Source organism: Rhodococcus sp. SBT000017, assembly GCF_003688915.1.
Taxonomy (GTDB): domain Bacteria; phylum Actinomycetota; class Actinomycetes; order Mycobacteriales; family Mycobacteriaceae; genus Rhodococcoides.
In genome coordinates this window covers 2,336,115-2,357,907 of record NZ_REFU01000001.1, presented here as the reverse complement: position 1 = coordinate 2,357,907, position 21,793 = coordinate 2,336,115, and the positions used below count along the sequence as shown (strand labels likewise).

Here is a 21,793-nt window from a genome sequence, read left to right as displayed (position 1 = left end):
CCTCTTCGGCCGGTTGTACGGACAAGCTAGTCTGTGTCCTTGACGATCACTCAAGTCCAGCCTGGGCTGGACCGGCCAGCAGTAAGAATGGAGACGCAGTGGAGCTCCTACTACTGACCTCCGATCCCAATCCGGAGGGCGTTCTGCCGTCCCTTGCTCTCCTGGCGCATCACATCCGTCCGGTGCCCACCGAGGTGTCCTCGCTTCTCGAAGCAGGTTCGGCAGACATCGCACTGGTGGACGCTCGCACCGATCTGGCTGCCGCTCGCGGACTGTGTCGCCTCTTGGGAAGTACCGGATCTGCCATCCCCGTCGTCGCTGTCCTCACCGAAGGCGGCCTCGTGGCGGTGAACTCCGATTGGGGCCTCGACGACATCCTGCTCCCCGGTACCGGTCCCGCCGAACTGGACGCTCGACTGCGGTTGCTGGTCGGCCGTAGCGGAGGAGTCGCCAGCCCCGAGACCTCGGGCAAGATCACGCTCGGCGAGCTCGTCATCGACGAGGGCACCTACACGGCGCGACTGCGAGGTCGTCCACTCGATCTGACGTACAAGGAATTCGAGCTGCTGAAGTATCTGGCTCAGCACGCGGGCCGGGTCTTCACCCGCGCCCAGCTCCTGCAGGAAGTGTGGGGCTACGACTTCTTCGGTGGCACGCGCACCGTCGACGTCCATGTTCGACGCCTCCGTGCCAAGCTCGGTACCGAGTACGAGTCGCTCATCGGTACGGTGCGCAACGTCGGATACAAGGCCGTTCGTCCGGCGCGCAACGCCAAGGGCGGACCGGTGGCATCGGACGCTGCCGACGGCGATTCCGACGATGCGAATTTCGAGTTCGAGCAAGAGAGTACTCTCTCGTAGATGAATTCGGATTCTGCCTTCGACGTCCATTCGATCGACGGCGGCGCACCGTCTTCCCGTGTGTCCTACGAGATTCATCGAATCCTTTCCCGCGCAACGGAAGTCGACGGCACCGCGCCCTTGTCGGAGCATGCCGTCAAGGCCGTCGACGACGGTGACGAGGTGGTTCGTTTCGTCTCCACCGAGGGTGATCGTGTCGTCGGCTACGTCGGAATCGCCGACGGGATGGCCGAGGCCGTCGTGGATCCTCCGGCCCGCGGTCGCGGCATCGGACGTGAATTGATTTCTCGCGCACTCGATATCGGCTCCGACACGCGAATCTGGGCACACGGCAACCTGCCCGCTGCGCAGTCCGTTGCGGCGCGGCTCGAGTTGCAGGTGGTTCGCGAGCTGCTGCAGATGCGTCGCGCGTCCGCGCACCCCGACCTGCCGGATGTCGTTGTGCCGGAGGGTATCTCACTTCGAACCTATCGAGGGCATCAGGACGATGCCGAGCTGCTGCGTGTGAACAACGCGGCATTCTCCTGGCATCCCGAACAGGGTGGCTGGACCGATCGCGACATCGACGCACGACGAGAAGAATCGTGGTTCGATCCGGCCGGCCTGTTCCTGGCGTTCGAGGAGGGCAGTGACCGCCTCCTCGGTTTCCATTGGACGAAGGTCCACCGGGCCGAAGGTGTGGAACCGGCCACCGGCGAGGTGTACGTGGTCGGCATCGACCCGCAGTCGCAGGGGCGTGGTCTGGGTCGAGTGCTCACGCTGGCCGGCCTGCACTACCTACGCAGCAGAGAGCTGGGACAGATCATGCTCTACGTCGAGGCCGACAACACCGCTGCCGTGCACACGTACACCAAGCTGGGTTTCGAGAACTACCACGTGGACGCCGCATACGCGCGCAGCGTCTGAAACGGACATATCAACTGCGGTGTTCATCTTCCGTTCACCCACGCGGGGGTAAACGTCTACCACCTGCCCCTACCTTTCTCCATGGGCGGCAACCTACGCCGCCTGGTGCGAGGTTCTCTTCTCGAGCCGGCACCCACACAGTCACAGCGCGGCCGATCAGGTCCGAGCCGTGGACACGGCCCAAGATTCCTCGGAGGAAACAGGTGAACCTCAAGCGCAACGGTGCTCTCATGAGTGCAGTGGCCATCAGCGCCATGTTGCTGACCGCATGCGGTAGCGACGCGAACGTCGAAACCGTCGGCGCGGATGATTCTTCCGCCTCGTGCGAGGGCAAGTCTCCGCTCACAGGCGAAGGATCGTCTGCTCAGCAGAACGCGATGTCCAACTTCACCTCGGTCTACTCGAGCGTCTGCTCCGGCAAGTCCGTCGAGTACACCACCAGCGGCTCGGGCAACGGTCGTACCCAGTTCGTCGCCGGTCTGGTCGACTTCGCCGGATCCGACTCCGCGATCAAGGACGAGCAGGCAGCCGAAGCGGCCACTCGCTGCGACAGCAACCCGGCATGGAACCTGCCCCTGGTCTTCGGGCCGGTCGCAGTGGCCTACAACCTCGACGGCGTCGACAGCCTGGTACTCACGCCCGATGTCACCGCACGGATGTTCACCGGCCAGATCACCACCTGGAACGATCCCGCGATCGCCGCCCTCAACGAAGGCGTCGACCTGCCCGCCACCCCGGTCACCCCGGTCTACCGCTCCGATTCCTCGGGCACCAGCGACAACTTCCAGCGTTTCCTGAGCGATGCTGCTCCCGAGGCGTGGACCCTCGATCACAGCTCCGACTGGGCCGGCGGCGTCGGCGAAGGTGCCAACGGCTCCTCGGGCGTCGCCCAGGCCGTTTCCGGGACTCCCGGCTCGGTCACGTACGTCGAGTTCGGCTTCGTCGAGCAGGAAGGCCTCAGCGCCGCGAACATCGACTTCGGCAACGGACCGGTCGAGCTGAGCAACGAGACGGCGGCCGCAGCCATCGACGCCGTGACCTTCTCGGGTGAGGGCAACGACCTGGTGCTCGATCTCGACACGTTGTACGCCAGCAACGAGGCCGACACCTACCCGTTGGTGCTCGCCACCTACGAGATCGTCTGCTCGGCGGGCTACGACGCCGACACCTCGGCAGCAGTCAAGTCGTTCCTGCTCAGCGCCGCGAACGAGGGCCAGCAGGGCCTCGAAGAAGCCGGCTACGTGCCGCTGCCGGACCGCTTCAAGGAGCGCCTGATCTCCGCTATCGAAGCAATCGCCTGATTCAATGAGACGTAATCCTGCTTCGGCTCGGGAAAACGCGAGCCGAAGCAGGACCGTCCTCGACCTCCACACGAGACAGTGAGCGGTATGAGCGACACCCACTCGATGACCGGCGTTCCCTCCGCGGCCACCACTCCCTCCGCGGGTGCCGCGCACAAACCGGAAGAACCACAATTGTCAACGAAGAAAAAATCGGGGACCGTCACCCGCCCCGGTGACAGGATCTTCTCCGGCCTCGCCACGGGCTCGGGTATCTTCATCATCGCCCTGATCGCCGCCGTCGGCATCTTCCTGATCTGGCGCGCGATCCCCTCGCTGTCGAACAACACGGTCAACTTCCTGACCTACAACGGTGCCTGGGACACGACCAACACCTCGGCCATGGTGTTCGGTGTTCTCGATCTGTTCCTCGTCACCGTCACGGTGTCGCTGTTCGCACTGATCCTCGCGATGCCTGTCGCACTCGGCATCGCCATCTACCTGACGAACTACGCACCCAAGCGAGTTGCGGGACCGCTCGGTTACGTCATCGACCTGCTGGCCGCAGTCCCGTCGATCGTCTTCGGTCTCTGGGGCCTGTACGTCCTCGCGCCGGTGATCAGCCCGTTCGCCGAGTGGCTGAACACCAACCTGGGTTGGTTCCCGCTCTTCGGTACCGGGTCGGTCTCCATCGCCGGCGGTGGCACCATCTTCACCGGTGGCATCGTGCTCGCCGTCATGATCCTGCCGATCATCGCCGCCGTCACTCGCGAGGTGTTCATGCAGACGCCGAAGGGGCAGATCGAAGCCGCTCTCGCACTCGGGGCCACCCGCTGGGAGGTCGTCCGCACCACGGTCATTCCGTTCGGAAAGTCCGGTTACGTCAGTGGCTCCATGCTCGGTCTCGGTCGTGCACTCGGTGAGACCATCGCGCTCTACATCATCATTCGCAGCACTCAGTCGACTTTCGGCGGAACGTTGTTCGACGGCGGTTCCACCTTCGCCACGAAGATCGCGCTGGCCGCGGGCGAGTTCAACAACCCGCTCCAAGCCGGTGCCTACATCGCCGCGGGTCTGGTGCTCTTCCTCCTGACCTTCGTCGTCAACGCCGGTGCTCGCGCCGCCATCGCCGGAAAGAAGGACTGACCCATGACCGCAACCATGGACAAGCCCGTCAAGGAACCCACCTTCCAGGGCGTCAGCGCTCGGCGTAAGGCGTCCAACCTGTCGGCGACGATCCTCGTCAGCCTCTCGGTGCTGGTGGCTCTCGTCCCCTTGATCTGGGTGCTCTACACGGTGATCTCCCGCGGACTGTCCGCGGTCGTGTCGCCCACCTGGTGGCAGAACTCGCAGGCCGGCGTCACCCAGTTCATCGCAGGTGGCGGTGCTTACCACGCCATCGTCGGCACACTCCTGCAAGGACTGTTCTGCGCCATCATCTCCATCCCGATCGGCATCTTCGTCGCCATCTACCTCGTCGAATACGGTGTGGGCGCGCGGCTGGCCCGAGTCACCACCTTCATGGTCGACATCCTCACCGGAGTGCCGTCCATCGTCGCGGCCCTGTTCATCTACGCGCTGTGGATCGCCACCTTCGGATTCCAGCGATCCGGTGTTGCCGTCGCATTCGCCCTCGTTCTGCTGATGATCCCCGTGATCGTGCGGTCGGCCGAGGAAATGCTGCGCATCGTTCCTCAGGATCTGCGCGAGGCGTCTTACGCGCTCGGCGTGCCGAAGTGGAAGACCATCGCCAAGATCGTCATCCCCACGGCCCTGTCCGGCATCGTCACCGGAATCATGCTCGCCCTGGCCCGCGTGATGGGTGAGACGGCACCGGTGCTGATCCTGGTGGGATCGGCCACCGCCATCAACTTCAACATCTTCGAGGGGCCGCAGACGTCTCTGCCGCTCATGATGGTCGACCTGCAGAAAGCAGGAACCGGCGTGCTCACCGCTGAGCGCATGTGGGGAGCAGCCCTGACGCTGATCCTGATCGTCGCAATACTCAACATCGGCGCGAAGTTGGTCTCGAAGTTCTTCTCGCCCAAGAACTTCTGACCCACCCGACTCCAGCGAATCCTAAGGAACGAAGAACATGGCAAAGCGTCTCGATCTCAAAGACGTCAACATCTACTACGGCAAGTTCCATGCCGTCTCCGACGTCACTCTGGCCGTACCGCCGCGCAGCGTCACCGCGTTCATCGGACCGTCCGGCTGCGGTAAGTCGACCGTCCTTCGTTCGCTCAACCGCATGCACGAGGTCACCCCCGGTGCCCGCGTCGAAGGTTCGGTGCTGCTCGACGGCGAGGACATCTACGGCGGCGGCGTCGACCCAGTGGGTGTGCGTCGCACCATCGGCATGGTCTTCCAGCGCCCCAACCCCTTCCCGACGATGTCGATCCGGGACAACGTCGTTGCCGGCCTGAAGTTGCAGGGCGGCCGCGGCAAGAAGGAACTCGACGAGATCGCCGAGCGCTCGCTCAAGGGTGCCAACCTCTGGACCGAGGTCAAGGATCGCCTCGACAAGCCAGGCGGCGGCCTCTCCGGCGGTCAGCAGCAGCGTCTGTGCATCGCTCGCGCGATCGCCGTCTCGCCCGACGTTCTGCTGATGGACGAGCCGTGCTCGGCTCTCGACCCCATCTCCACCCTTGCCATCGAGGACCTGATCCAGGAACTCAAGCAGGACTTCACGATCGTGATCGTCACGCACAACATGCAGCAGGCCGCACGTGTGAGCGATCAGACCGGCTTCTTCAACCTCGAGGCGACCGGCAAGCCCGGCAAGCTCATCGAGATCGACGACACCGAGAAGATCTTCTCCAACCCGACGCAGAAGGCCACTGAGGACTACATCTCCGGCCGCTTCGGATAACCGCACACGAACGCCAGAACCCCCGTCGAGCGAAAGCTCGGCGGGGGTTCTTCGTGCGTGTCTACGATCGTTGGTCCGATGCGGCTGGCTACTCCGCTACGAAAGCCGAGTAGCGCTGCAGCGCAGCGCCACTCGGTCTCGACGAGGGTGGGTATTACGAGGTGGGAATGTTGTTGTGGCTCAGGTCGAGGGGCAGTTCGCCCGTCACCAGGAAGATCACTCGACGGCCGACCTCGACGGCGTGATCGGCGAACCGCTCGTAGAAGCGGCCCAGCAGGGTCACGTCGACTGCAGCGGCGACGCCGTGGCTCCACTCGCGGTCCATCAACACCGTGAAGAGGTGACGGTGCAGGTCGTCCATTGCCTCGTCCTCCTCCTGCAGCTTCGCAGCGCGCTCGGGATCGCGGGTCTCGAGGACCTCACGGGCCGAAGCGCCGATCTGAACGGCGAGGCGACCCATCTCGGCGAAGTACCCGTTGACCACCTCGGGGAGGGCGTGGTTCGGGTGCCTGCGACGGGTGATCTTGGCGACGTGGAGTGCGAGTGCGCCCATACGGTCGATGTCGGCGACGATCTGAATGCCGGCCACCACCGAACGGAGATCGCCTGCGACCGGAGCCTGCAGGGCGAGAAGCGTGAAGGCCTTCTCCTCGCACACCGCGCTGAGCTCGGTGATCCTGTCGTGTTCGGAAATGACCTGCTCGGCGAGCACCAGGTCTGCTTGAAGGAGGGACTGAGTGGCCTTTTCCATGGCCGTACCAGCCAGGCTCGCCATCTCTCCGAGGAGATCGGCAAGCTCGTTCATCTGTTCGTTGTAGGCGACGCGCATGAGCGAAGTTTAGTAGGTCACTCCGACCAGTTCTCTGTCCCGAGGGTTAACGGAGCATGAATGAAGTCAGGCGCACGTGTCGTCGGCGGCGTTGGTGTACGAGAGATCCTCCGGAAGGGGCGCACTCTGGGTGGTGCCTTCCACCTGAGTGGGATCGATTTCGGTGCCGAATGCCGTCGGGTACTGGGTGTATCCGGGATAGTTCGAGCCGAGGACGACCTCGACGACATTGTTCAGGCTCGGTGCCAGCTCGATGGCAGCGCCGGGGATCGCCGATGCGACCGTCGCCGCAGCCGCCTCCTGATCCTGCGAGTGGCGCACCACGGTCTGGGCGGCGGTGCCCGAGAAGTTGCCGACCGTCAGGATCTGGAATCCGTAGACCGCGAGTTCGTCCGACGCCGTCTGAGCCATCCCGGCGATGTCGGATGCGTTGGACACCTGCAAAGAGACGGTTCCCGGATCGACGGCCAACAGCGGCGCGTCGGGTGCGGCGGCAGGTGCGGGCGCTTCGGGTGTGACCGGCTCCGCGCGGTCCTCACCGGGCAGAGGAGCGTCGTCGATGATGGCCTGGAAGATCGCACCGATCGCGTCGTCGTTGGGGATCTCGTTGCCGTAGTCGTTGGTGCCGGTGGTGGGGATGGTCAGGAAGGTGACCGCACCGGCGTCCACGTTCTGCAGCGAGCGTCCCAGTGTCACCAGGTCCTGAGTCCTGACGTTCTCGACGAAGGTGTCCGAGGTGAACGCGTTGACGAACCCGTTGAGCTTGCCTGGATCGAGCAGCACGTTGTTCGAGAGAGCAGACCGGAGCAGTGACGACAGAAAACGCTGCTGTCGCTTGATGCGGCCGTAATCGCCGTTGCCCTCGGACTCGACGTTGCGCGCCCGAACGTAGTTCAGTGCGGTTCGGCCATCGATGCGCTGTGTTCCGACGTCGGGAAGGACATTTCCGAGTTCGTAGTCGAACAGGGGTTGCGCCGTGCAGACCTCGACACCACCGACCTCGTCGACCATGGACTCGAACCCGGCGAAGTCCATCCCTACGAAGTGTCCGATGCGCAGGCCCGAGATCTTCTGGATTGTCTTGACCAGACACTTCGGGCCGCCGAGGGCATAGGTGGCGTTGAGCTTGTCGCCGTAGGCCTCGGGGAACATCTCCCCGGTGTAGGTATTGGTGACGTTGTCGAACTGCTCGCACTCCGGCCGTGTCACGTCGAGGTCGCGGGGGAAGGACACCGCGACGACGCGACTGCGGTCGGCGGGGATGTTGACCAACATGACGGTGTCCGAGCGCGATCCTTCGGCGTCGGCGACGGTACCGGCTCCCACCTCACCGCTGGCACCGGCGCGGGTGTCGGTGCCCACGATCAGGTATGTCTCGTCGCCGTATTGGCCTGCAGCGTCGACGACGTCGGTCGAATCGGGGTCGAGCGCGGCGACCTGGAGAAATCCTTGATCGGTATTGCGTAGGTATCCCCACACCACTCCGGTCAGGGCCACCGCCAGGATCGCGACGAGGGAGACCAGGCTTCGGCCGATCATCCGCACCCGACGGCGTCGACGCACTCGGCTCATCGCCAATCGCGTCAGAGCCGGGCGATCCGCTGCGGGCGATCCCACCGGTTCCGGTGCCGCATGCGGGGGCGGAGTCGGCGGCACTGCTCGGGCGGGCGGGGGAGTGGAATCGGTGATGGGGGCGATGACCTCGGTCGGCTCCTCGACTTCGGGACGTTCGGCCGGCACCCGCCGCATCGATCCCGAGCGCGACATCTTGTCCACCAACTCGGCCACCGAGACGGTGTCGGCGTTACGCGGTGATCGTTTGCCGAGCCTGCCGCTGTCTCCGGGCTGAGGCGGTTGCTCCGCGTCCGGTGTTGCAGGGCGGTCGGAGCGAGGTGGGCGCTGTCCGGAACGTCCGATCGATGACAGCGGGCGCTCCCACGGGGCGCGACCCTCGGGCACGGACGGGCCCGACTCTCGATCGTCTCCCACGAATTCGAACCTGGCCTTCCATCACACGCACGCGCCGTCAACTCGGCAATCCCAGCCATAGTACTGACTCGAGCGGCATGGTCCACTCGTGCGAGGTGGGCGGCTGGTCAGCTGCGAATCAGCCGCCGGAATGCATCAGGTCGGCACCGGCGGGGACGCAGACGTCCTCCGGATCGTCGAGCCAACCGTCGGGCAGCGACACCGCGCCCGGCGAGCCCTGCCGACCACGAGGACCTTCGGCGTCCTTGGGAAACGGAACGGTCGGATCGAGTTGTGCCAGAAGGTCGTCCAGTTCGGCGAGAGTGGACACCAACGCCATCGAGACCCGCAGGTCCGATCCCGCCGGAAACCCGCGGAGGTACCACGACACGTGCTTGCGCAGCTCACGCAGACCCTTGCTCTCGCCGTGATGCTGAGCAAGCAGCTCGGCATGTCGAGCGATGATGGTGGCCACCTCGCCGAGGGTGGGTGGAGTGGGCTCGGGCCTGCCGTTCAGTCGGGCACTGAGTTCTGCGAACAGCCAGGGCCGACCGAGGCAACCACGCCCGACGACGACGCCGTCGCACCCGGTCTCCGCCATCATGCGGACCGCGTCGGACGCCGAGAAGATGTCACCGTTGCCCAGTACCGGGATGCCGGAGACATGTTCCTTGAGTCGAGCGATCTCGTTCCAGTCGGCGGTGCCGGAGTAACGCTGCGAGGCAGTTCTGGCGTGCAACGCCACTGCCGCCGCGCCCTCGTCGGCGGCGATTCGACCTGCATCGAGATGGGTGTGGTGGTTCTCGTCGATGCCCACACGGAACTTGACGGTGACAGGAATGTCGGTGCCCTCGGTCGCCTTGACGGCAGCAGCGACGATGCGGCCGAACAGGTTCCGCTTGTACGGCAGTGCGGCACCGCCGCCCTTTCGGGTGACCTTCGGAACCGGGCAGCCGAAGTTCATGTCTATGTGGTCGGCCAGATCGTCGTCGACGATCATCTTCGCCGCGGCGTACGTGGTGTCCGGATCGACGGTGTAGAGCTGCAGTGACCGCGGGGTTTCGGTGGGGCCGAAGGTCGTCATGTGCATCGTGGCCGGCTGCCGTTCGACGAGCGCGCGTGCTGTGACCATCTCGCACACGTACAGGCCCGAGGTGCTGCCTGCCCGCTTCAACTCCTGCTCCCTGCACAGGGTGCGGAACGCCACATTGGTGACGCCGGCCATCGGTGCGAGGACGACGGGGCTGCGCAACTCGAGTGAGCCGATCTGCAATGTCATGGAACACAAGCCTTTGGAACGGAGGGAGAACTGTCAGGAGAAAAAAGGGTGCCCGGTACCGAGGTCGGTACCGGGCACACCAGTCGATCCGAGCTTACGACGCGCGTGCTTCGGCCTTCGCGCGTTCGCGGGCGAGGGAGCGATCGCGCATCTCCTCGAACTTGGTGGCCTGACGTTCGAGGTCTTCGAGGAACGCGGCGAGTTCTTCGCGCTTGTTCTCACCGCGTGCGGTGAAGTCGTTGCGCTCGAAGACGCTCCACTTGCGCAGCACCGGCCAGACGACGTCCTCGAGGTGCTGACGCAGGTCGTAGATGCCGTGCTTGGCCATCAGCACACCGTTGCGGCGGAAGTTCGGCATCCCGGCACCGGGCATGACGAAGTTCGTCACGATGTCGGAGACCGCGTCGAGAGTCTGGTCGGGCGAGATGTCCATCGCCGCGCCGGTGATGTTGCGGTAGAAGATCATGTGCAGGTTCTCGTCGGCCGCAATGCGCTGGAGCATGCGGTCGGCGATGGGATCGTCGCAGACCTTGCCGGTGTTGCGGTGCGAGACGCGGGTGGCGAGTTCCTGGAAGGTCACGTACGCGACCGAGTGCAGCAGACCAACACCTGCCCCGGCGGGCGAGACGTAGCCGTTGGTCATGTGGATCATGCGGGCTTCTTCGAGGGCGACGGGATCGACGCCGCGGGTGACGACGAGGTAGTCGCGCATGACGATGCCGTGGCGGTTCTCCTCGGCGGTCCAGCGACCGACCCAGGTTCCCCAGGCACCGTCCTGGGAGAAGTTCTCGGCTATCTCACGGTGGTAGGACGGCAGGTTGTCCTCGGTGAGCAGGTTGGTGATCATCGCGGCCTGTGCGACGTCGGAGAGCTTGGACTGCTCCGGGTCGTAGTCCTGGCCGCCGAGTGCGGCGAAGTTACGGCCTTCGTCCCACGGAACGTAGTCGTGAGGGTGCCACTCCCGCGCCATCGAAATGTGACGGTTCACATTGTCCTCGGCAGTGGGCACCAGCTCTTGCAGAAGCTCGAGCTGTGTCAGATCCCTCGCCATTAGATCGCCTCCATAGATTGCGTACGACCGGTCCAGCTTACGGCACCGTAGGTTCGGTGTGAACCTCGTCGCGCCTGTTCACTTGCTGTTCCGGCGGTCGTGATGTTTCGGTGTCGATCGGCGGAAGTGCCCCCGGAGCGCCGATCTTCCGGCCGGCCTTCGCGAGTTCACGACCGCTGCAGTTCCCCCTGCACGTCGCTCGGTCTCGGCCGATCGTTACTCCCGAGTGTACGTTCCGGACAGGTGTGATCACTGTTACCCGGACGGTGTGTGGTGCCCCCAGTAGGACTCGAACCTACGACCTGCGGATCAAAAGTCGGAACGAGTCCGTGACACCTGATGACGGTGAAACCCGGTGAGTGACAGTTGGAACTGGTCGCCGGACCTCCATGCCGCCAGTTGGGGATGGGTGGTCACGTGGTCACACGGATTGTCTGCGACCACTTTGAAGCCACCCGAAACCTGCCTTCGACAGCGAAGCACCCCGCATCGAAATGCGGGGTGCTCGGAAGGTTGATGGTTGGTTTGACTAATTGCCTGTGACTAAATCTCGCGCGTGACGACGTCAGATTCGTCGGCGATGAAGGAATCGACCGCAGCAACTGCTTCGGGATTCCTATGAAATCTTGCTTCGGTCTCTGTCATGACGACCGCGCGCTCGAGAATGACTGTTCCATTTTCATCCTCGCGCGCCAAGAATCGGGCGTTCTTGCCGAACTTGCTCAGGTTGGCTCGACCTCTCGCGTCGGTCTCGACCAGGATGCTTGCACTGGACATTCAATCTCCTCTGGGAAGTGCACAAACCCCACACCTGGGGCTGAGGTGCGCTCATCTTGGATTCGTGCCTGTGGTGGTTTTCTTGGTCAGTCGGATGCCACGGTTCCACTCCGGTGTTCCGGCCTACCGGACCAGAATGCCACATCGTAACCAGGCACTCAACCTCGATTGGGTAACAACCAAATGTTGCAAGCGGGGTAATGGGGCAATGGGGTAATGTGCACGCATGGCAGAAATCACCCACACGCCCAACGCGGCGAAGACCCTCGACGACCTATCGATGTACGTAGAAAGCCTGTGCCCGCTCGACTCGGAGTACATCGAGTCCGAGATCAAACGAGTTGTTCAGCTGATCGCCAGCAGTCCGAACCATCCTGAGTTGCGTCGAGCGAAGTTCGAGCGGGCGGGGCGGCCGTTCTACGTGGAGGTGATCAAAACGTCTTCGTATGTCGACCACGATGTAGCGATCCTGTGGGCAATGTCCGCAGAAGAGCAGCCGGTAATCCTGCACTACCAGCTGCAATACCTACGGTGATTGCATAGCGGCGAATGGCTGCTACTGGGGCGAGGGGGTATCTGACTCAGGGTCGCCAGACGCGCCTGCTTCGTCGCTGCCGTCGTGGTGTTGCTTGATCGACGTGTTATGACCGTCAGACACTGTGCGGACCAGGGTCGAAGCAATATGAGCAAGTGGAACCGCAAACCCAACGGCAGCCCAGGGGGTGAGGAAGAGGCCTGCGAAAGCCAGTGCGGACACAAACGCCGACACTGTGGTTGCGAGGTACTGGCCGCGCTTCAGCGAGTCTCTGTCCGCCTCGGCGATGGTGACTTCGACCTTGACCTGGCCATCGACTGCAGCACGCACAGTTTCTTGTCGCGCTTCGTGTATGCCCACGTGCCGCTCCGCCATAGCCAGAACGCGATGAGCCGCACCAGGAAGGACTCGCTCGTAAGCGGCCAATGCGGCCGGAGGTGGAAGGGGTGCTTCCCAAATCTGCTCGTGGATACGCTCCGACAATTCGGAGTCGGTCAGTTCGCCTTCGAGAATTTCCTCGACGACGTCGACGACGTTTTCGTCGGCTACTTGATTCGGACTCCGCTGACTGCCTTGGTCGCCTTCCTGGCTATCGACTGCGCCGACACCGCTTGGCGGCGTTGAGTGGTTAGCATCCGTCGTGGCTGAATGGCCATCGTGTCCACCCCCCGAGCCCGGGCGCGTTGGGTCGCTGCCTTGGCGCTGGTGGTCCGCTTCATCACTCAAAGGTACCTCTTTCTTGCTGGGAGGGCTCAGGAAATACATTGCGGCTACCGGACAACAAACTAGAGGCGCAAAACCACGGAGTCCAGCGGGTTGCCCGATTGAGCTCGGGGGTTCTCGCCGTCGACATTTCCGTCATGGTGGCTTGGTGCCTCGCGCGGGCCGTGACCAGGCGCTTCGTGATAGCTCTCGAGACCATTCGGTGACCACTTCGACCGATTCGGAGACCGCAGATACCGCGTCTGACCAGGAAATACCTGGTCAAGATGGTGCCCCCAGTAGGACTCGAACCTACGACCTGCGGATTAAAAGTCCGTAGCTCTACCAACTGAGCTATAGGGGCGCGGCTCGAAAGTGTAATGGGCCGCGCAGCACCGACGGGCAGTACCCCCGGCACCGGTGCCGACCGGTCAGCGTCCGAAGCTGCTGCATCCTTGCGGCACCGGAATGCCGGCCAGCCGGTCGTCGATCCAGGCGTACGCGCCGGGAATGCCGCTGAAGGCAACGATCAGGTGCTCGCCGAGATACTCCTCGAGTCTGACGTTCGCACCCTGAGCGCACCATTCGTCGTAGAGGGTCTCGGCTCCCTGCCGAGGAATCCAGAACTCCTGTTGGCCCTGGTAGATCATGGTGGGGATGGTGGGCGCGAGGTCGCCGCCGAGACGGGTCGCGGCGATGACGCTCTCGGCGATCTCGGTGCGATCGACATTCGGGATGTCCGAGAGCGCCTGCGCCGGGATCGGGGCCACCACTCCACCGGGGGCGAGCAGGCTGACGCACATGTCCTTGGCGATCGTGGCCAGACGCAGTCCGTTGGCGTTCATGAGCGAGAACAGTTCGGGGTACTCGCGGGCCACCCCGAGTGCTGCGGACAGGAAGAGCGTCGACGCGGCCGTTCCGTTCATCGACGTCAGCAGAATCCGGTAATCGGTCGGTGGACCACCGAACGCCGCGCCCACCAGATTGACGTCGGGCGCGTACGTGGGGGCCAATTGTGAGGCCCATCCTGTGGCGATCGCCCCACCCGAATACCCCGTCACAGCGATCGGAGACGACGCGGGCAAACCGAGCTCGGGCAGTCGGACCATGGCTCGGAGGGCGTCGAGCACCGCGTGCCCGGCTATGCGTCCGGCCGCGTAGGCCTGTCGTGGCCCCTCGTGATCGGTGACGACTACGGCGTAGTTCTTGGCCAGGAAGGCCTGAACAGCGGGGATCTCCCGCGCGAGCCCGCGGGGGAGCAGCCAGGACGGCGCGCATGTGTTGCCGAGTGAGTTGATGGCCATGTTGTATGCCACGACGGGTCGGGTCCCGGCACCGGTCCACGGTGCGACCGGCACGATCACGGTGGTGGCCGCAGCGACGGGACGGTCCTTGGAATCGGTGGTGCGAAACAGGATCTGGGTCGAAGTGACCGGCGTGAACAGCGGTCCGACGGTCACCTGTCGGGTTGCCAGCACCGACCCGGGAGGTTGTTGTTCGTAGCCTGCGGGGGGATCGAACCAGGGCTCGCCCAGTGGGGTGGGTAGATAGAGAGCCGGGTCGGGGACGGGAGCGATGAAGTTGCCCAGGGGGTCTGCAGCCGCCGTGCCGGTTGTCGACAGAGCGAGCACGGCCACCGCGAACAGAGTTGTGATGGAACGAAATGGGCGGATCGATACCTTCATGGCATTCACTCGTTTCCGATCGGCCGAACTCCCCATATGGTGCATGTCACAGTAAGTCAGCGCGGGCGTGAGCTCGGCGCTTGACCTTCGAACGTGTCGAAAACGTTACCGACCGGTCTTTCTCATATCGATTACCGTGCAATGGATTTGACGATTGGTAGTAGCGGTGCCTGCGTATTCGATTGGTGGGCAATAGATTTGAAATGCTAACGAGCAATGCGAAGCTTCCCGGGCTCGAGATCCCTTACCGTCAAATGTAATTCGGTTTTCAACCGAAATCGGTTCGTAGGCCCGACAGCGGCGCGGGCGATGTGTCGACCATTCGGTTCGCGAAACTCGGATGTGCCTCGAATGTGCCCCGAATGCCGCCGAGGGAGAGTCGGTCGGGGTGTGATTCGGCGCAGGAAAGTTCTGAGTAGTGCTGCGTTGCCGACGGTTGTGGACCACGTCGAGAAGCGGCTCGAGTGCGCACCCCCTGCAGCGCACTCGAGCCGCGCAGATCATACCATCCGGCTTGTTTCGGTTGCCTAACCGATTTTTCTGTCGGGTGTGTGTGTCGAAGCGAACCGTAGGTGAGTCGACTCGCGTGTCGTTCGGGTGAAGTACTCTCTATCTGTACTACCTGCGGATACGCAGGGCGCTTGGGGCTCGGAGGCACGGAATAAATGGCACAACAAGAGCGCGCACGGCGGACCCGGGCTGCCATCGTGGAGGCGGCGGCGGCGGAATTCGCCAAGCGTGGATACGCAGCGGCATCCGTCAACACCATCTTGGAGGGCTCCAATGCCACCAAGGGTGCGATGTATTTCCACTTCCAGTCGAAGGAAGATCTGGCCCGAGCTGTGCTCGGGGCCGGACTGGATCGGTACGTCGCCATCACGGAGAAGTGGGCCGACACCACTGCACATCCGTTCTATGTCATCCGCGGGATCGTGGACGACATAGCGCAGAACTTCCAGAACGACGTGATCGTGCGTGCCGAGTTTCGGCTGATAGTCGAGCCGGAGTTCTACGCGGAAGTTCATTCGGGTGGCGGTCGAGTCTGGGGCGCTCAGGGGCACGCGCAGGCCGAGCGGGCGCTGGCGATGGGTGACCTGAAACCGGAGTTCGACGCGACCAAGTTCGTACGAGTGCTCGCCGCGTCGATGGCGGGTCAGCGGTACATGTCGGATCTGGTGGCAGACAACGCAGATCTGCGCGAGCGGTTCGAGGAGTCCGTCGAGGTCGTGCTGCTTGCGATGGCGTCGGAGCGTTGGCTCGCGGAATTCAAGTTGCACGGGTGGGAGCATTACGGCGAAAACTGCGCGAAAACCACCTCTGACCTGCCAGTTTGAGATTTACAACAAAAGTGTCCTAAGCTATCCCAGCTCCCAACGGAACGCCGTTGAGGGTAACGTCGAAGCAGTTCGGCGGGCCCCCTTCGTCTAGCGGCCTAGGACGCCGCCCTTTCAAGGCGGTAGCGCGGGTTCGAATCCCGTAGGGGGTACGTAGGAAGAGATCGGATTGACAACCCGGTCGGCAGTACAGCATTCTTCGTCTCGCTTCCCGCGAGATGCGGATTTGCAGTTCGGAGAGTTGCTGCGCTAGAAATAGCGCGGCAACAACAGCAAGGCCCTGTGGCGCAGTTGGTTAGCGCGCCGCCCTGTCACGGCGGAGGTCGCGGGTTCGAGTCCCGTCAGGGTCGCAACATCGGTACGAAAGTATCGACATTGCGATGGCATTGTTTTACCGGTGCCGCCCGGCCAGGTAGCTCAGTTGGTACGAGCGTCCGCCTGAAAAGCGGAAGGTCGCCGGTTCGATCCCGGCCCTGGCCACCACGGTGTTGGATCGACAAGCACGATGAAAGCCCCTTCCGGTTGTCCGGCAGGGGCTTTTTCGTGTGCACGAGTTATTGTCGACGCGTGGACGTGATCGATCGAGCGCAGGAGGATCTGGCGCGCGGAGACAGCATCGCTGCTCGCGATCGGCTGGTCGGCGCATTGGTTCGGAACCCTACGTCGCCCGGCATTCTCGAATTGCTCGCGTACACGTATCTGGTGCTCGGCGATCGTGCGGCGGCCGGAGCGGCATGGTTCCTCACCGACAAGTCCGACGACGATCCGACGGCGTCCGCTGCGTTCGCCGCACTGGAGAAGCAGTACAGGTCGCCTCTGATGATGGCGCGGGCTCTGCCCATCCACGCGCCCTCCGACTGGTATCCCACCCGCGCTCGGATACGGCTGGAACGGCTCGGAGCCGCTATCGAAGCCAACGGTCAGCAATGGGTGCCGCCGCGAGACGTCGTCTACTTCGACGAGGACGGGCTGAACTCGGACGACTTCTACGGAACGGACGGCGATCAGGACGACTCCGAGTACGACCGCGCAGGGTCCAGTTACCGAACGGTGCGGCAGCGTGCGATCGCGGCGACCATTGTCATCGCCATTGCTGCCACCTCGGCATCTGTCGTCCTGGCGCTCGTCTTCGGGTGACCCCGGTTCACGGACGAAGCGTTCGGTGCCGAGCGTAGAGTCGCGAAAGAATTTCCGGCCGACGATCGAGGGTGACGAGTTTTCATGGGCACAGCGAACGGCGCGGCGTCACCGGCTCCGCGAGACGACAACTATGCCGTCAACCTCGAGCAGGCGAGGGTGTTCGCGAGAGGACTGGCCGAACACATCGAGACGTGTTCGGCGTCCATCGAACAGGCACAGTCCAAGGCGTTTCGTGCTCGCGCGGATCGCGCCGAATCCCGGGCCCGAGCGTTCGAGTCCGAGGCGTCGAAGCTCCGGACCGAGCTTTACGAAATGTACCGACACATCGATGCGATGACGGCACGATTTCCGGAGCTACGCAGCGATCCATCCGTTCGCGGCTAGCTTCCCGGTTCGATCGGACCGCTGGTTCGATCAGATCGCTGCGGAATCGGTGACCAAGCCGAAGGTCGTCTCTGCGCCTCGACGGCCGAGTGCCGAGCCCCACACCTCGTACACCGCATCGGTGGCCGAGGATCGCTCGATATCGCGGCCCTCCGCGACGGTGATGAGCGTGCGAGAGAGCTCGAACAGACTGACCCGGTGATTTCTCGCGGTCGTGAACAGCTCGTCGATGGCGTCGGCAACGGATCCACCGCGGATCCCGACGAGCACTCCGGTTGCGATGTCCACGTGAGTGCGAGATGCAGGCGATTCGGGCAGTCTGTCGGTCATCTTTTTCCTCGAGATGTTGTGGTCGGTGCGGATGACCGAAGCGGATCCTGGCGTCGAGCGGGCTTCACTGTCTCACACGGACATGACATTTCATACCGTCGGTTTTGCCCGCACGTGCATCCGCTCGCCCTGGGGTCCGAACAGGCTCAGAAGCTCCACCGGCCGGTTGCCGACGGCACCGAACCAGTGCGGCACACGAGTATCGAATTCGGCTGCCTCACCGGCCTTCATCGTCAGATCGTGCTCGCCGAGAATCAGGCGGAGGGTGCCGTCGAGGACGTAGAACCACTCGTACCCCTCGTGGGTCCGGGGCCGCGGCTCCGAGCTCTCCGGGCGGATCAGGAGCTTGTACGCCTGCAGGCCGCCCGGGCGCAGCGTCAGGGGAAGGATCGTCACGTTTTCGCGAACGGTGGCCGTGGTGCGCACCCGAGGGTCCGCCACGGGCGGCGCAGTCACCAGATCGTCGAGTTTCATCTGGTGGGCCCGAGCGATGGGCCACAGCAATTCGAGGCTGGGCTTGCGGTCACCGGACTCGAGTCGCGACAGTGTGCTGATCGAAATTCCCGTGGTGTCCGACAGTGATGCCAGTGTCGTGTTCTTCTCCATCCTGATGCGCTTGAGGCGGGGGCCGAGGCCCGCGATGACCTCGTCCAGGCCGGTGTTCGACTCTTCCATGACACCATTGCAGTTTCGGCAATCAGATTTGTCAACCCAGGAAACTTCAGACGTGCGAAAACGGCCCCCGGGCGACGGCAGGCGGCACATACTCGATCGATGACCGGTCGTCCGGGGACCACATATCGCGGTGGCATGATTCGCGATGCCTACGGAAGCCCCGCATCCGAGGCATTCATGGTCGTCGCCATCGCGACCATTCTGATCACCAGGGCTTACCTGGAGTTGACCCACTATCCCCAGGTAGGCGGCAAGTCGCTCCACATCGCTCATGCCCTGTACGGCGGCGCGGCGATGATGTTCGCGTTGCTGATCGGGTGGATGTTCATCGGGTTCGGCGTTCGGGTGTTCACCGTGCTGCTCGGCGGGATCGGATTCGGGCTCTTCCTCGACGAAGTCGGCAAATTCGTGACCAAGGACAACGACTATTTCTACGGACCCTCGTCGGAGATCATGTACGTCCTGGTGGTCCTGCTGTTGGTGTTCAGTAGGATCGTCCGGGAGTTCCGCCGGCCCTCGGTCGACGAATCGCTGGCCAACGCGGCTGCGATCGCCGCCGACGGCGTCGCGCACGGCCTCCCCGAGCATCGCCGCGAGTGGGCGCTACGGATGGTCACGCGGGCCGAGGCCGAGGGCGCCGACGCGGACACCGTGGCCGGAATCAGACTGTTGCTCGGTCGCTGCCGTCTGTCGACGTCGCGGACCCACTCGCTGCGCAACTTCGTTCCCCGTTTGATTCCCGCGTTCTTCACCAGTCCCCGGTGGATTCCCGTCGTCGGCTGGGGGTTGGTTCTGCTCTCCGGGGCCGGGGTGGTGTTCGGAATCGTCGAACTCGTCATCGGTGAGCTGCACATCGATCGGCGCGACCTGACGATCGACATCGATGGAATGGGGATTGCCAGCGGGATCCTGTTCGTCAGTGCCTGCCTCACCTTCGCCACGGCGCTGCCGGCGATGCTGTGGTTACGCGCTGGAGGACCGCTCTGGCCTCTGCGCACCCTCCGCGTGTCCGCGTTGATCTTCACGCTGCTCAACGCCCTCGTGGACTTCGCTCAGGAAGGATTCGCTGCGCTGGTGAACGTTGCGATCGGACTGTTCGCGCTCGCAGTCATCTCGCATCGCATCACGGTGCGCACAGCTGAGCTCATGGAGAACTCTGTTGTGCTGCAGGTGGATCGAGTCTCCGATTGCTCTCGAACCGTCGAACCAGGCCGCTGAGTGGATCGACGAATTCGATCGAACGCGCCAGCAAGCGAAGCGGGTCGGAGTAGTCGTCGTCGGCGACATCGCGGAACGAGGGGTAGAAGTTGTCGCCGACGATGGGAATTCCCAACGAGCACAGATGAACCCGCAGTTGATGCGTCTTGCCGGTTCGCGGATGCAATCGGTACAGGCCGTGGGCCCCGAGCGTGTCGACGAGCTCGACGCGTGTTTCCGCGTTGGGCTCGCCGGGTACCTCACGGGCCTGAAGTACGCCGCGCTCCTTGATGATTCGGCTGCGTACCGTCAGCGGGAGGTCCAGATCGGGAGTGGAGCCCGCGGAACGACCCGTGATATCGGCCGCGAGAGGGGCAATCGCGTCGTACTGCTTGGTGATCGTACGTTGAGCGAAGAGCTCCTGGTACGGCCGGCGAGCCTGCGCCCTGACGGTGAACACCAGTACCCCGGCGGTGAGTCGGTCCAGGCGATGCGCTGGACTCAGCTCGGGCAGGTCGAATCGGCGCCTCAGCAGAACGAGTGCAGACCGCGCGACGTAGGCACCGCGTGGGGTGGTGGCCAGAAAGTGCGGCTTGTCGACGACGAGCAGGTTCTCGTCGCGATGGAGGACGTCGAGGGAGAACGGCACCGTCGGCTCCACCGGTGGGTCGCGGTAGAGGTAGATGTCCGCTCGCGGTTTCGCGACCGTCGTCGAATCGACGGGTACGCCTGCCGCGTCGACGATCTCGCCGCCGTCGACCTTCTCGGTCAGCCTGGCCGCGTCCTGGGGGAATCGGGCGCACAGGTAGTCGAGCACCGTCGCTCCGGTCGCGACGTCGGGCATCCGCACCCGAGTGGGGTCGAGACCGTCGCGCAACGGCAAGGGAGCGGCGGGCATGTACCGACTGTAATCGGTGGGGCATGGAAACACCCCGGTCGGAAATTTCCGACCGGGGTGTGGACTGCGGTAGAACCGTTCGGGTCCGACTCAGATGGTGACGACCATCTTGCCGGTGTTCTCGCCCTTCATCAGTCCGATGAACGCCGAGGGAGCGTTGTCGAGACCGTCGACGACCGTTTCGTCGAATTCGATTGCGCCGCTGGCGAGCCACTGGGTCATCTTGGTGCGGAATTCCTCGGTGAGGTGCGCGTAGGAGCCGACGATGAAGCCCTCGAGCGTCAATTCCTTGCCGATGGCCAGGGCGAGGTTGCGCGGTGCGGGAGTCGGCTCGGTGGAGTTGTACTGAGCGATGGCTCCGCACATGGCAATTCGGCCGTGCTTGTTCATCGACCCGATGGCGGCCTCGAGATGTTCGCCGCCGACGTTGTCGAAGTACACGTCGATGCCGTCCGGTGCTGCCTGTCGCAGCTGCTCGGCAACAGGGCCGTCGTGGTAATCGAACGCCGCGTCGAAGCCGAGCTCGAGCAAGCGAGCAACTTTGGCGGGGGAGCCCGCACTGCCGATCACCCGGGATGCGCCGAGCGCCTTGGCGATCTGCCCGACGAGCGACCCGACTGCGCCGGCTGCGCCGGACACGAACACGACGTCACCTTCCTTGAACGACGCAACGTCGGTCAGGCCTGCATACGCTGTGGTGCCGGTCATTCCGAGCGCGCCCAGGTACGCCGAGGCCTTGGCTGCGCCGAGATCGACCTTGCTCGCACCCCTGGCCGGGACGATGGCGAGATCTCGCCACCCCTGGCCGTGTACGACCGCGTCGCCGACAGAGAAACCCTCGGCCTTGGATTCGATGATCTCGCCGACGGCGCCGCCGTCGAGCGGTGCGTCGATCTGGAACGGCGGGACGTACGACTTCACGTCGTTCATTCGGCCGCGCATGTACGGATCGACCGACATCACGATGTTGCGGACGAGGATCTGCCCGTCGGCGAGTTCGGGAAGGTCGACGACCTCCGCACGAAAGTTGTCTTCCGTCGGCCAGCCTTCTGGGCGGGACGCGAGGTGAATTTCGTGTGCCTTCACTGTAT

Annotated in this window: 22 protein-coding genes and 4 tRNA genes; 14 read left to right on the top strand and 12 right to left on the bottom strand. The window is 63.8% G+C overall.

Annotated elements, in window-relative coordinates; all coding sequences use genetic code 11:
- The first annotated feature begins 98 nt into the window (after positions 1–98).
- From AYK61_RS10770 to pstB, 6 genes are all read left to right on the top strand, one after another.
- Positions 99–860, top strand: a complete 762-nt coding sequence (locus tag AYK61_RS10770; RefSeq protein ID WP_121870786.1) for a response regulator transcription factor — start codon at positions 99–101, stop codon at positions 858–860.
- Positions 861–1,766, top strand: coding sequence for a mycothiol synthase (mshD, locus tag AYK61_RS10765; RefSeq protein WP_121870785.1), 906 nt, complete (start codon positions 861–863; stop codon positions 1,764–1,766).
- A gap of 203 nt (positions 1,767–1,969) precedes the next feature.
- Complete coding sequence (pstS, locus tag AYK61_RS10760; RefSeq protein ID WP_121870784.1) at positions 1,970–3,067, top strand: phosphate ABC transporter substrate-binding protein PstS; 1,098 nt, start codon at positions 1,970–1,972, stop codon at positions 3,065–3,067.
- 87 nt (positions 3,068–3,154) lie between these two features.
- On the top strand, positions 3,155–4,192 hold the full coding sequence (pstC, locus tag AYK61_RS10755) for a phosphate ABC transporter permease subunit PstC (protein WP_121870783.1): 1,038 nt from the start codon (positions 3,155–3,157) through the stop codon (positions 4,190–4,192).
- Positions 4,193–4,195: 3 nt separating this feature from the next.
- Positions 4,196–5,104 (top strand): phosphate ABC transporter permease PstA, encoded by a 909-nt coding sequence (pstA, locus tag AYK61_RS10750; RefSeq protein ID WP_121870782.1) that lies wholly within the window; start codon positions 4,196–4,198, stop codon positions 5,102–5,104.
- 37 nt (positions 5,105–5,141) lie between these two features.
- Positions 5,142–5,918, top strand: a complete 777-nt coding sequence (pstB, locus tag AYK61_RS10745) for a phosphate ABC transporter ATP-binding protein PstB (protein ID WP_121870781.1) — start codon at positions 5,142–5,144, stop codon at positions 5,916–5,918.
- 154 nt (positions 5,919–6,072) lie between these two features.
- Here pstB and phoU read toward each other — a convergent pair whose 3' ends face one another.
- From phoU to AYK61_RS10720, 5 genes are all read right to left on the bottom strand, one after another.
- A complete protein-coding gene (gene phoU, locus AYK61_RS10740; RefSeq protein WP_121870780.1) occupies positions 6,073–6,747 on the bottom strand; it encodes a phosphate signaling complex protein PhoU in 675 nt (224 codons plus the stop codon).
- Positions 6,748–6,813: 66 nt separating this feature from the next.
- Positions 6,814–8,736: an LCP family protein gene (locus tag AYK61_RS10735; protein WP_121870779.1), complete on the bottom strand. Its 1,923-nt coding sequence runs from the start codon at positions 8,734–8,736 to the stop codon at positions 6,814–6,816.
- A gap of 118 nt (positions 8,737–8,854) precedes the next feature.
- Complete coding sequence (dusB, locus tag AYK61_RS10730) at positions 8,855–9,994, bottom strand: tRNA dihydrouridine synthase DusB (protein WP_121870778.1); 1,140 nt, start codon at positions 9,992–9,994, stop codon at positions 8,855–8,857.
- 94 nt (positions 9,995–10,088) lie between these two features.
- Positions 10,089–11,045 (bottom strand): acyl-ACP desaturase, encoded by a 957-nt coding sequence (locus AYK61_RS10725; protein ID WP_121870777.1) that lies wholly within the window; start codon positions 11,043–11,045, stop codon positions 10,089–10,091.
- Positions 11,046–11,588: 543 nt separating this feature from the next.
- Positions 11,589–11,822, bottom strand: a complete 234-nt coding sequence (locus AYK61_RS10720) for a hypothetical protein (RefSeq protein WP_121870776.1) — start codon at positions 11,820–11,822, stop codon at positions 11,589–11,591.
- A gap of 226 nt (positions 11,823–12,048) precedes the next feature.
- Between AYK61_RS10720 and AYK61_RS10715 the strand changes: the two genes are divergently transcribed.
- Positions 12,049–12,357, top strand: coding sequence for a hypothetical protein (locus AYK61_RS10715; RefSeq protein WP_121870775.1), 309 nt, complete (start codon positions 12,049–12,051; stop codon positions 12,355–12,357).
- Between the two features lie 21 nt (positions 12,358–12,378).
- Here AYK61_RS10715 and AYK61_RS10710 read toward each other — a convergent pair whose 3' ends face one another.
- From AYK61_RS10710 to AYK61_RS10700, 3 genes are all read right to left on the bottom strand, one after another.
- Complete coding sequence (locus AYK61_RS10710; RefSeq protein ID WP_121870774.1) at positions 12,379–13,122, bottom strand: DUF2335 domain-containing protein; 744 nt, start codon at positions 13,120–13,122, stop codon at positions 12,379–12,381.
- 225 nt (positions 13,123–13,347) lie between these two features.
- Positions 13,348–13,423, bottom strand: a tRNA-Lys gene (locus AYK61_RS10705).
- Positions 13,424–13,490: 67 nt separating this feature from the next.
- The gene (locus tag AYK61_RS10700) at positions 13,491–14,744 is read right to left on the bottom strand and encodes a lipase family protein (protein ID WP_121870773.1); all 1,254 of its coding nucleotides are present in this window, start codon (positions 14,742–14,744) and stop codon (positions 13,491–13,493) included.
- 665 nt (positions 14,745–15,409) lie between these two features.
- Here AYK61_RS10700 and AYK61_RS10695 point away from each other — a divergent pair.
- The 6 genes from AYK61_RS10695 to AYK61_RS27610 all read left to right on the top strand — a co-directional run bounded on the left by AYK61_RS10695 (position 15,410) and on the right by AYK61_RS27610 (position 17,602).
- Positions 15,410–16,078 (top strand): TetR/AcrR family transcriptional regulator, encoded by a 669-nt coding sequence (locus AYK61_RS10695; RefSeq protein WP_121870772.1) that lies wholly within the window; start codon positions 15,410–15,412, stop codon positions 16,076–16,078.
- A 79-nt stretch (positions 16,079–16,157) separates the two neighbouring features.
- A tRNA-Glu gene (locus AYK61_RS10690) sits at positions 16,158–16,230 on the top strand.
- 124 nt (positions 16,231–16,354) lie between these two features.
- Positions 16,355–16,428, top strand: a tRNA-Asp gene (locus tag AYK61_RS10685).
- Between the two features lie 56 nt (positions 16,429–16,484).
- A tRNA-Phe gene (locus tag AYK61_RS10680) sits at positions 16,485–16,561 on the top strand.
- A gap of 84 nt (positions 16,562–16,645) precedes the next feature.
- Positions 16,646–17,215 (top strand): DUF6584 family protein, encoded by a 570-nt coding sequence (locus AYK61_RS10675; protein ID WP_121870771.1) that lies wholly within the window; start codon positions 16,646–16,648, stop codon positions 17,213–17,215.
- An 84-nt stretch (positions 17,216–17,299) separates the two neighbouring features.
- Positions 17,300–17,602 carry a hypothetical protein gene (locus tag AYK61_RS27610; RefSeq protein ID WP_220709110.1) on the top strand — a complete coding sequence of 101 codons (303 nt, stop codon included), beginning with the start codon at positions 17,300–17,302 and terminating at the stop codon, positions 17,600–17,602.
- Positions 17,603–17,632: 30 nt separating this feature from the next.
- On the opposite strand, the gene AYK61_RS10665 is transcribed toward AYK61_RS27610, so the two are convergent.
- Positions 17,633–17,932 (bottom strand): ANTAR domain-containing protein, encoded by a 300-nt coding sequence (locus tag AYK61_RS10665; RefSeq protein ID WP_121870770.1) that lies wholly within the window; start codon positions 17,930–17,932, stop codon positions 17,633–17,635.
- 90 nt (positions 17,933–18,022) lie between these two features.
- The gene (locus AYK61_RS10660; protein ID WP_121870769.1) at positions 18,023–18,607 is read right to left on the bottom strand and encodes a helix-turn-helix domain-containing protein; all 585 of its coding nucleotides are present in this window, start codon (positions 18,605–18,607) and stop codon (positions 18,023–18,025) included.
- A 99-nt stretch (positions 18,608–18,706) separates the two neighbouring features.
- Between AYK61_RS10660 and AYK61_RS10655 the strand changes: the two genes are divergently transcribed.
- Entirely contained in the window at positions 18,707–19,825 is a 1,119-nt protein-coding gene (locus AYK61_RS10655; RefSeq protein ID WP_259468005.1) for a hypothetical protein, read from the top strand.
- Here AYK61_RS10655 and AYK61_RS10650 read toward each other — a convergent pair.
- Both AYK61_RS10650 and AYK61_RS10645 read right to left on the bottom strand, forming a co-directional pair.
- Positions 19,752–20,702: a pseudouridine synthase gene (locus tag AYK61_RS10650; RefSeq protein WP_121870768.1), complete on the bottom strand. Its 951-nt coding sequence runs from the start codon at positions 20,700–20,702 to the stop codon at positions 19,752–19,754. The genes AYK61_RS10655 and AYK61_RS10650 overlap by 74 nt on opposite strands.
- A 90-nt stretch (positions 20,703–20,792) precedes the next feature.
- The gene (locus tag AYK61_RS10645) at positions 20,793–21,788 is read right to left on the bottom strand and encodes an NADP-dependent oxidoreductase (protein ID WP_121870767.1); all 996 of its coding nucleotides are present in this window, start codon (positions 21,786–21,788) and stop codon (positions 20,793–20,795) included.
- Positions 21,789–21,793: the final 5 nt, after the last annotated feature.

Coding starts and splice junctions, on each gene's coding strand:
- dusB (WP_121870778.1), bottom strand. CDS start 9,994: ATGACATTGCAGATCGGCTCACTCGAGTTGCGCAGCCCCGTCGTCCTC.
- AYK61_RS10665 (WP_121870770.1), bottom strand. CDS start 17,932: ATGACCGACAGACTGCCCGAATCGCCTGCATCTCGCACTCACGTGGAC.
- AYK61_RS27610 (WP_220709110.1), top strand. CDS start 17,300: ATGGGCACAGCGAACGGCGCGGCGTCACCGGCTCCGCGAGACGACAAC.
- AYK61_RS10710 (WP_121870774.1), bottom strand. CDS start 13,122: ATGTATTTCCTGAGCCCTCCCAGCAAGAAAGAGGTACCTTTGAGTGAT.
- AYK61_RS10695 (WP_121870772.1), top strand. CDS start 15,410: ATGGCACAACAAGAGCGCGCACGGCGGACCCGGGCTGCCATCGTGGAG.
- mshD (WP_121870785.1), top strand. CDS start 861: ATGAATTCGGATTCTGCCTTCGACGTCCATTCGATCGACGGCGGCGCA.
- AYK61_RS10650 (WP_121870768.1), bottom strand. CDS start 20,702: ATGCCCGCCGCTCCCTTGCCGTTGCGCGACGGTCTCGACCCCACTCGG.
- pstC (WP_121870783.1), top strand. CDS start 3,155: ATGAGCGACACCCACTCGATGACCGGCGTTCCCTCCGCGGCCACCACT.
- AYK61_RS10720 (WP_121870776.1), bottom strand. CDS start 11,822: ATGTCCAGTGCAAGCATCCTGGTCGAGACCGACGCGAGAGGTCGAGCC.
- pstB (WP_121870781.1), top strand. CDS start 5,142: ATGGCAAAGCGTCTCGATCTCAAAGACGTCAACATCTACTACGGCAAG.
- phoU (WP_121870780.1), bottom strand. CDS start 6,747: ATGCGCGTCGCCTACAACGAACAGATGAACGAGCTTGCCGATCTCCTC.
- pstA (WP_121870782.1), top strand. CDS start 4,196: ATGACCGCAACCATGGACAAGCCCGTCAAGGAACCCACCTTCCAGGGC.
- AYK61_RS10725 (WP_121870777.1), bottom strand. CDS start 11,045: ATGGCGAGGGATCTGACACAGCTCGAGCTTCTGCAAGAGCTGGTGCCC.
- AYK61_RS10700 (WP_121870773.1), bottom strand. CDS start 14,744: ATGAAGGTATCGATCCGCCCATTTCGTTCCATCACAACTCTGTTCGCG.
- AYK61_RS10715 (WP_121870775.1), top strand. CDS start 12,049: ATGGCAGAAATCACCCACACGCCCAACGCGGCGAAGACCCTCGACGAC.
- AYK61_RS10655 (WP_259468005.1), top strand. CDS start 18,707: ATGACCGGTCGTCCGGGGACCACATATCGCGGTGGCATGATTCGCGAT.
- AYK61_RS10660 (WP_121870769.1), bottom strand. CDS start 18,607: ATGGAAGAGTCGAACACCGGCCTGGACGAGGTCATCGCGGGCCTCGGC.